The sequence below is a fragment of the Pseudofrankia coriaricola genome (assembly GCF_032027725.1).
Taxonomy (GTDB): Bacteria; Actinomycetota; Actinomycetes; order Frankiales; family Frankiaceae; genus Pseudofrankia.
Genome location: NZ_JASNFO010000163.1, coordinates 1 through 9,112 on the forward strand (window position 1 = coordinate 1; position 9,112 = coordinate 9,112).

The following is a 9,112-nucleotide window of genomic DNA, read 5'->3' on the forward strand; positions in this document are numbered from 1 at the left end:
TTCTCTGGGGGTCGGACGCTGGTCCGGGCGCCTGATTTCTGCGTTTGTGCAGCTCAGGGGCTGTTTGACTTGAAGGTATTGTCTGCAACAGGTGTGGTGCAAGGGCGACGCGCCGGGTTTTTATCGGCTCGTCGTCGGGGCGTTGATGCGGGTCATCAGTTCGCGGTTTGCCTGCCGGGCGGCGGCGAGGTCCTGGTCGCGTTCCTCGAGTTGGAGGCGTAGGTCGACGACCTGCTGCTCGAGGTTGACGATGCGCGTGTTGAGTTTGTCGATGTCGGCCGGGGCGCCGAGTCCGGACTCGCGCCAGGCCTGTTCACCGAGGGTGTCGGACAGGCGGTTTTCGAGTTGGTGGATGCGGGCGGCCAGGCGGACGGCGCGTTCCTGGGCAGCGAGCAGGTCGGCCTGTAGGGACGCCCGGGTGACGGCGGGTCCGACGCCGGGGGTGGGAGCGGGCTGGGCTTCGAGGGCGTGGGCCTGCTCGAGCAGGTCACGGTGCCGGTAGAGAAATGTCCGGTCGACGCCGGCGGCGCGGGCGATACCGCTGATGGTGATCTCCTCGCCGGCGGCGTGGGCGCTGGTGAGGGCGGTCTGGACGCGCCCGCGGCGCCGGTCGGTGTCGGCGCGCCGGCCCTTCGCCATCGCGGCGGTGCGGGAGGAGGAAGTGGTCATGGCGTCGCCTGGCCGGCGGGGAGGGCTCCGGCGCGCAGCCGGGGCATGCCGAGCATCGCGGCGCGGTGGCGTCGGACGGTCGCGACGGCGTCGTCGATCTGGGCGCGTTCGGGGCCGGTGAGTTGGTCGAGGCCGGCGCTGACGCGGCCGATCAGCCTGCGGATGCGGGTGATCTCCTCGTCGGAGGGCATGGCCTCGGCTCTGGCCCAGTCGTCGACGTCCGCGGTGGCGAGGAGCCGTTCGCGGGTGCGCAGCAGGTCGTCGAGGTAGCTGGTCAGTTCGGGCAGGTAGGAGACGTCGGTGCGGAAGTGGTCGCAGCCGGCGCAGCGGAACCGGTAGGGGCAGGCCTGGCCGCCGGCCTTGACGTTGGACGGCTCGGCGCAGATCCCGAACGGGACGGCGACCTCGCCGATCGCCCGGTGGGTGTGCGCGGCGTCGAGGAGGGCTTGGGCCTGCTGCCAGACGCGGTTGCCGTGCCGGTCGAACTGCAGGGCGGTGAGCCGGTCGACGGCCTCGCGGCGGCGCTGCTCGCCGACGCGGTAGTACTGCCGGGTGGTGTCGAGCTTGCGATGGTCCATCAGCTCGCGCAGCACGTCGATGCCGACGCCGGCGTCGGCGTGCCGCTGGGCGTAGGTGTGCCGGTAGGCGTAGAGCACGATCCTGCTCTTGTCGAACTCGACCCCGTGGCTCTGGCGGTTTGATTTGGTTCTGGCGCAGATCTTGTGACGCGAGCGCAGTCGATCACTGGGCGTCACCGGGATCCGCGGCCGACAGACCGGCCACGACTGGCAGGTCGCGTCGCGGCCGGGGGCCACCACAAGATCCGCGCCAGAGCCAGATGGAAGGATCTGGCGCTGATCTTGTGATCCTTCCGGCCCTCTGGTGATCATCTGGCGAGTAGGACGCGTTTGCGGAGCAGGTCGAAGCTGGCGCGGCCGAACATCTGCCTTTTGATCATTTTGATGCGGTTGACGTTGCCCTCGACGACGCCGGAGCTGTGGGGTTCGGTGAGGCCGGCGAGGACGGCGGCGTGGTCGCGGCGCAGGCCGTGGGCAAAGCGGTGCAGGTCGGGCTGGTCGTCGGCCTCGACGGCGGTGATCCAGGCATCGAGCCGCTCGCCGTGGCGTTCGACGAGCATCTCGGCGAAGCCGGCGACGTGGGCCGTGGCCGCGGCGAGCGGCGGGCTGCGCTCGAGGATCTTCTTCAGCGCGGCGGTGTCGTCGGCGTCGAGCCGGTCGGGGTGGGTCAGGATCCAGCGGGTCACCGTGCGGACCTTCGGCGCCGCGGGCGCCGGGGTCGGGGCGCGGCCGGCCGTGCGCAGCGGGCGCAGGTAGTCGCGGAGGGTCGCGTAGCTGCCGGTGTAGCCGCGCTCGGAGATCTCCCGGAACAGCTCGCTGAAGGTCGTGACGCCCGCGTTGAACCGTTCGTGCAGGTAGGGCTTGTGCGCGTCGAGAACGCTGACCCGGCCCTCGCGGGCCCTGGCGAGCACGTCCTCGACCGTCTCGGCCCGGTAGTACTTGCGGACGGTCTCCTTCGCCAGCCCGAGCTCCCGTTTGATCGTCTTGATGCCCAGGCCCTGGGCCTTGAGCTCCTGCACCGCCGCATACCGTTCCCGGGCGTTGCGCACGAAGTCCTGCTGCTCGAACTGCTCGGCGCGCACCGCCGGGGCCTTCGCCTCGACGTCGACCTGCTCGGGCTCCGCCGACGGCGGCGCCGGTTCGGCGGCGGGTTCGCGCAGGTCAGCCCGATGCCGGGTGACGGTCTTCTCGACGTAGCCGGCCAGGTTGTGCCACAGATGCCAGCGGTCCGCGACCTGCATGGCCTCGGGGGCGCCGGTGCGCGCGCCGTCGGCGTAGGCGCCGCCCCGGTCACGGCAGACGGTCTCGGTGCCAGGATGGGCCTTCAGCCAGGCGGCGAACGTCTCGGCTTCCCGGTCCGCGAGTAGGTCCACCGGCCGGCCGGTGGCGACGTCGACGAGGACTGTGCCGTAGGTGTGCCCGCGTCGCAGCGCGAAGTCGTCCACCCCAAGAACGGCGATCGTCGTGACCTCGGGATCGGGCAGCGCCCGCACCCGGCGCAGCAACGTGTCCCGGCCGACCTCCAGACCCAGCGCGGTGGCGAGACGCGCCCCGGCCCGTCCCGCGAGCGCCAGCCCGATCTGGCGCACCGCCTCCGCCGCCGGCGGCGTGAACCGCGCATACGGGCTGGTCAGCCCCTCGACCTGCTCCGCGAACGTCACCACCGCACAGCCCGGCTCGGCGCAGCGGAACCGGCGGACCACCAGCTCGACCACGACGCCCAGCCCACCCAGCGCGGTATCGACGAGGCGCCGCCGATACCGGCCATGCACCCGCGACGAAACCGTCGCGCAGCGCGGACAGGCCACCTGCTCCGCCCGGGCACGCACCCGAAGCCTCAACTCGCCTGCTACCCGCTCCACGCTGTCCAGCGCGACGTTCGCCAGATGCGGCAGCCAGACCCCAAGGTCAAGGAGGTCACACCAGCCCGATGATCGCAGCCGCCGACCAATATCCGATCACCGCGGGGCCAGTCCGATCACAAGATCAGCGCCAGATCCAGATGGAACCGCCAGAGCCAACCCCGTCGGTGGTGGTCAGGGCCGGCATCCGGCCGAGCCAGGTGCGGTGGTGGAACGACAGGGTGAAGGAGGTGACCGGGCGGCGGCCGTCGGGGTTGCGCCGGTCGGTGGGCAGCAGCGCGAGCTCGGCGATCGGGGTGTCCGGGAAGAGGCCGCGGACCCGCTGCTGCTGGGTGACGATCAGCTGCGCGGTGTTCTCGCCGATCGGGAGCCGCCGGCCGAGCCGGTTGGCCTTGTGGTTGGTGTAGACGAGCAGCGGCGCGCCGTCGGCGTCGCGGGCCAGGCAGTCGAAGCCGAGCGCGGCGATCTCCTCGGGCCGGCGGCCGGTGTCGATCGCCAGCGAGAACGCGGTGCGCATCTCCGGCGAGGTCAAGACGCCGAACTGGTCGCAGACCTGCCGCATGATCTCCGGTGGGAGGTCGCGGTTCGGCTCGGCGGGCTCCGGCTCGGCCGGGATGTCGTCGCGGTGGACGGCGAAGTCCTCCCCGAGCCCGCCAGCGATCCCGCCAGGGCGGGTCAGGCCGAGCGCGCGGATCCGGGTGAGCACGGTGCGGACCTCGCGGCAGGCGCGGAGCCGCGCGTCGCCGGTGATCGTCCCGGTCGATTCCAGGTAGGCCAGCCGGTGCAGGAAGGCCTCGATGTCGGCGCGGCCGAGCGCCGCGGGTGTTTCGCCGCGGTCGTCGCGCATCCGCAGGCTCTCGGACAGCCTGGCCAGGCAGCCCAGGTGGTGGCGCACCACGAGGCCGGGCTTGCCGGCCTTCGACCGGCGCCGCGGCAGGTCGTCGGAGGCCCAGCGTTTCGCGGCCTCGCGCAGCCAGCGCTGGCTGATGGCGGTGAACGACAGCGTGCCGCCGTGCCCGAAGACCGCCAGGTCCCACTCGTCCTTGCAGATCTCGGTCTGCGGGGTGGCCAGCGCCCGGCGGACGTGGCCGGCCAGGGTCGTGGCCAGCGCGTGGAAGTTCGCTTCCCGGTCGTCGGGGACCTGGTAGTTGGCGATCATGGTCACCTGCTGGCGGCGCAGGTCGTCGCAGACCCGGCGCAGGTCGGCCTCCTTGGTCTTGACCCCGTCGACACGGCAGCGCTGCTGCAATCCGAACAGGACCTGCGCGACAACGAGCGGCGCCAGCCCGCGCAGGCTGACCTCGCCGCCCCGGCCGATCGCCGGCTCGACCATCCGCCAGCGGCCCTCGTCCAGGGCGGGGTCGGCCCGCCGGGCGACGCGCAGCCGGATCTGGTGGCCCGCGCAGTAGGCGCCACCGCGGTGGCGCTGCTGGCGCGGGCAGGCCGTGACCCCGCACGGCGGGCAGGGTGGCAGCGGCCGGGCCTGCCGGTGGCCGAGGAACTCGGCCATGCCCAGGCCCAGCGCGCGGCGCTGGTCGGCATGCGCACGACACAGCCCCTGCGCCGCCGTGTCCCACTCGCGGGCGCAGCCCGCCAGACGACACCCACCCGTGCCCCGGGACGGGAGGTCGCGGACGGGAAGCAGCGCGACCTCGTCGGCGCCGAAGCCATGCTCGGCGAGCCGGCGCCGGCAGGAGACACAGACACCTCCGCCGGCCGCGGTCGCCGTGCAACCGGCGGCCCGGCAGACCAGCCGGACCAGCAGTCGATGTCCCGGCGGCGGGGACAGCAGCCGACGCGCCGCATCCCAGCCGACCTCGGCCAGGAACCCCGCGTCGAGCAGGGCCGCGACCCGCGCCGCGGCGTGCTCGCCGTGGCGCGGCACCCCGAACACCGGGCAAATCCCGCTTCCGGTCGCGCCGGCCGGCTCGGCCACTGCGCGCAGCACGGCGCTCACCGGCCCGCCCCGCCGTCCGGCCGGGGACTCGGCACGCGTTCGACCGCGTCCCGCAGCCGCCCCGGATCGGGATGCAGGTAGACCTGCGAGGAGCTCATCGACACATGCCCAAGCAGCTCAGCGACCTCGTCGAGACTCCCACCCGCGTCGGCGAGGTTGCTCCCGAACGCATGCCGCAACTGGTGCGGCGTCACCGCCCGGCCCAGCCCCGCCCTCCGGCCCGCTGCGGCCAGCAGCATGTTGACCGCCCCCGGCGGCACCGGCGCGCCGATCGAGCCGCGGAACAGGTTCACCAGCAGGAAGTCACCGCCCGCCGCCGCTGGAACGCCGACGCGCTCGAACTCATAGGCGTCGAACGCCTGCACGACCAGGAAGTCCAGCGGCACCACCCGCTGGCGCCGCGACTTCGCCCACGCACCGTTGGGGTTGTCCCGCCGGACCACGTGCAGGTGCGCCCGCGTCACCGCGCAGCCCAGCACCCGCGAGTCCGCGAGCAGGTGCACGTCGCCGCGCCGCAGCCCGCACAGCTCACCGCGGCGCAGCCCCGCCCTGGCCATCAGCAGCACGATCAGCCGGTCCCGCGCGCTGCGGCACCCACCGAGCAGCGCGACGATCTCCTCGTCCGAGGCCCGGTCCACCTCCGACTCCGGCTCGTGCAGCCGGTGCCGCGCCCGCATCCGCCACGCCATCGACGGGTTCTCACCCCGCGCCTGCTCGGGCAGGTCACGGTCATCCGCCAGCTCGTAGATCAGCGGTAGCAGGCTCCCCGACGCCCGGCCCGACGTCACCGCGTGCACGACGAACCCGCGCACCGCCGTCAGCACGGCATTGATCCGCCGCGCCCCGCGCACCGGCGCACGGCCCGGACCTACCAGCAGCTCACCGCCGCCGGACGGGGCCTCCGCACCGGACGCCTCCGGTCCCGCGTGCCGCAGCCACGTCATGAACAACCCGAGCTGCTCAACCCCGACCCGCCAGTCCCGCCCCGTCCGACCACACCAGCGCAGGAACAGCGCGATCGCGCCGGCATACGAACGTGCCGTCAGCTCCGCCCCGTCGCGACCGAACCGGACCTGACGCAGAAACGCGTCCGCATCACCCACCACAACCAGCTCGTCGTCGAGCACCGTCCAATACCGGACACCCGACGGCAACCTCACCAGAAACGCCCGCATCCACCACCACCGACTCTCTCCCGCTGGACGTCATAAACGACTACCAGCCACGAGAGCCACACCCACACAGAAGCGTCGCGCCGCCGCGTGGCCTGTCCCGCCTATGCAACGTCACACGACAGGTCCCCGACCCCCAGAGAAAGGCGTCTTCGATTGTAGAAGACCTCGATGTATCGGACTATAGCACGCCGGGCGAGGCTGCGGGTGGCGAAAACAGTCCGGTGGACGAGCTCGTTTTTCAGGGCGCCGAAGAACGATTCGGCCATGGCGTTGTCCCAGCAGATCCCGGTGCGTCCGACGGAGCCGCGCAGGTCGAGTGACGTCAACGTTCGGGCGAACGCGGCAGACGTGTAGTTGCTGCAATGCCGCTAAGATAAGAACGGCGCCGACAAGATCAAAGTCGACGTGATCGTTTTGGTGCTTGTCTGGACGCATGCGATCGGGCGGTGTGGCGGTTATTGACGAGTCGATCAAAGCGGTAGAATGACGTGTGGATTCAGTCGAGGAGCCGTCGCCGGCGGGGCGCCTTACGGACCATATTTGCGCCGCCATTTTCAGATGCACTGTGCGTAGTCGATCTCGATGTTGTAGAGCCGGTGGTAGGCGTCGAGGACGAACTCGGGCGTCGGGTTGTCGATGTTCGTGATGTAGCCCTTGAGCGCGGCCAGGGCACGGGCTTTGGCCTCGAGGGTGCGGTTTACGGACTTGTCCGCGCCGGCGAGCTGGACGAACCGGTTGCGTTTGACGGGGACCTTCCCGGCGACGGCCTTCTCGGCCTTGCCGACCTGTTCGTCGATACCGCGCAGGGTGCGCCGGGCCCGGTCGGCCTTGTACTGGTAGTAGATGACCTGGTCGCGGCGCTGGTCGGTCGCGGCGGCGGGCCAGGGCTGGGTGAAGATCTGCCCGTCGGGGATGTCCTCGCCGGGATGCTTCGCCCGCCAGTCCTTGATCACATAGGGGATGTCGGGGATCTTCATCCCGAGGATGAACGACAGGCCCTCGGCCTCGATCGCCTTGCGGTTGGCCTCGGAGATCATGCCGGCGTCGGCGACGACGGTGACGTCGGCCAGCCGGTGCGCGGCCATGAAGTCCTTGATGACCGGGAGCATGGTGGTGGTCTCGGCCTTGTTGCCCTCGAACGCCTCGATCATGAGCGGGAAGCCGGACGCGTTGGCGAGCAGCCCGACGGTGATCTGCGGCTCAAGGCGGCGTTCCTTCGAATTATGCCGAGCTCGGCATAACGCCAATTATGTGAAGCGATCGGTTATGTGAGGCCGGTGGACGTTCCCGCTGGTCACGGCGTGGGTATGTGCTCACCGGCTTCGCATAACGTTCAGGCGATGGTGGTCAGGAAGGCGAGCAGGTTGTTCCTGGTGGCGTCGTCGAAGTGGGTGCTGAGGACGATGTTGCGTGCGGCTTTCTCGATGGCGGCTCGCTTGAGTTCGGGGTTGGTCTTGGCGTAGATCTCAGTTGTGGTCACTGATGCGTGTCCGAGCAGGTCACGGATGTAGATGAGGTTCACGCCGTCTTCGAGCAGGTGCATGGCTCGGGAGTGACGCAGCGCGTGGGGTGTGACGTGCTCGGGGACGGTCGTCGGATTCGCGGCGTGCGCGGAGGTGGCATGGCGGGCGAGGATCGCGGCGATGCCCGCGCGGGTGAGCCGTGCTCCGCGCCGGCTGGTGAACAGCGGGTCGGTCGGGTTCGCGGATCGCGTCGACGTGGCGTGTCGGGTCACGATGGCGGCGGCATCGCGGGTGAGCGGGATGGTTCGGGTCTTGCGGCCCTTGCCGGTCACCGGTGGCTGGACGTGGAGGTCGCCGTGACTGAGGTCGGCGATCTCTTGGACTCGGGTGGCGGTGTCATAGATGCAGGTCAGCAGGGCCAGATCCCGCAGACCGCCGGCGGTCTGGGCGTGTTCGAGAAGCAGCTTGATCGCCTCGGTCGTGAGGTAGGTGATCTCGGGGTGCGGCGTCCTGGTGGCCGGTATCGCGAGGACGGGTCTGGCCTGGGAGATCAGCTCGGGTGCTCTGGACTGGGCGAAGCGCAGGAAGGTGTCCATTCAGGGGTGCCGATTCCGGCACCCCGTTGTTGACGTTGGTTTAGGCGGCGAGGGCGGGTGCGGGGCTGGCCAGGCGTGGGACGGGCATCCAGGGTTTGCCGGCGAGGGTCATCCGGATGGCGTCGATGGCGCGGAGGCCGTGGTCGCGGGCGGTGACCAGGTAGGAGCGCACGCGTAGGTAGGCGGCGAGGGTCGTGGGCGTGTGCCAGTAGCCCGAGACGGCCTGGTGACGTTTCGGGAGCCTGATCGCCTGCTCTGCCGGGTTGTTGACCCAGGGGATCTTGAGGTCGGTGGTGAAGAGCCAGACCTGGTCGGCCTTCGCGGCGAGCCGGCGGGCCAGGACCAGGCCGGGGTGGTTCCTGTCGTCCTTCCAGGGCCGGGACATGTTCGCCAGTTCGCCGACGCGGACGTCACGGTCGTAGCGGGTCCGCAGCTCGTCGATCGTCTTCTGGTCGAGGCGGGTGCGCCCGTCGGCGCGGGCGGCGACGACGAGGGCGCCCGCCTCGCGGAGCAGGTCGATGAGTCGGCCGGCCCACTTCTGGGCGCCCGGCGCGAGTGCCAGCACCGCCCGCAACGACCGAATGAGGTGCGCACAGCACAACTGCACGCCGGCGAGCCCGGGGTCGTACTGGTACCAGCCGGCGTAGTCGTCGCGGGTCAGGTAGCCGTGCCAGCCGTCGAGCACCCCGGTGGCGTCGATCGCCTCCGACGAGCGTGAGCTGATCGCCGCGTACCAGACCAGCCCGGGTGTCGGGGTGCGGACCACCAGCAGGTGCGGGGTGCCGGACAGGACCGTGAGCCTGTCACGATTT

The 9,112-nt window shown here is 70.9% G+C and carries 7 protein-coding genes and 2 pseudogenes; all 9 read right to left on the bottom strand.

The features are described from left to right. Window positions 1-120: 120 nt before the first annotated feature. Window positions 121-669: a hypothetical protein gene (locus QOZ89_RS46155; protein ID WP_083418434.1), complete on the bottom strand. Its 549-nt coding sequence runs from the start codon at window positions 667-669 to the stop codon at window positions 121-123. Further along, the gene (locus tag QOZ89_RS46160; RefSeq protein ID WP_312630315.1) at window positions 666-1,424 is read right to left on the bottom strand and encodes a hypothetical protein; all 759 of its coding nucleotides are present in this window, start codon (window positions 1,422-1,424) and stop codon (window positions 666-668) included. The genes QOZ89_RS46155 and QOZ89_RS46160 overlap by 4 nt, the downstream gene beginning before the upstream one ends. Window positions 1,425-1,555: 131 nt before the next feature. Then, complete coding sequence (locus QOZ89_RS46165) at window positions 1,556-3,109, bottom strand: ISL3 family transposase (RefSeq protein WP_312630316.1); 1,554 nt, start codon at window positions 3,107-3,109, stop codon at window positions 1,556-1,558. Between the two features lie 124 nt (window positions 3,110-3,233). Next, entirely contained in the window at window positions 3,234-5,057 is a 1,824-nt protein-coding gene (locus QOZ89_RS46170; protein ID WP_312630317.1) for a hypothetical protein, read from the bottom strand. Window positions 5,058-5,062: 5 nt separating this feature from the next. Then, entirely contained in the window at window positions 5,063-6,241 is a 1,179-nt protein-coding gene (locus QOZ89_RS46175; RefSeq protein ID WP_312630318.1) for a tyrosine-type recombinase/integrase, read from the bottom strand. 125 nt (window positions 6,242-6,366) lie between these two features. Then, window positions 6,367-6,600, bottom strand: a pseudogene (locus tag QOZ89_RS46180) (IS3 family transposase); the annotation flags it as partial. A 219-nt stretch (window positions 6,601-6,819) separates the two neighbouring features. Further along, window positions 6,820-7,461, bottom strand: a pseudogene (locus tag QOZ89_RS46185) (IS1634 family transposase); the annotation flags it as partial. Between the two features lie 113 nt (window positions 7,462-7,574). Continuing rightward, window positions 7,575-8,300, bottom strand: coding sequence for a tyrosine-type recombinase/integrase (locus QOZ89_RS46190; protein WP_312630319.1), 726 nt, complete (start codon window positions 8,298-8,300; stop codon window positions 7,575-7,577). A 40-nt stretch (window positions 8,301-8,340) separates the two neighbouring features. Beyond that, the coding region (locus QOZ89_RS46195; RefSeq protein WP_312630320.1) for an IS66 family transposase at window positions 8,341-9,112 on the bottom strand (772 nt) is incomplete at its 5' end.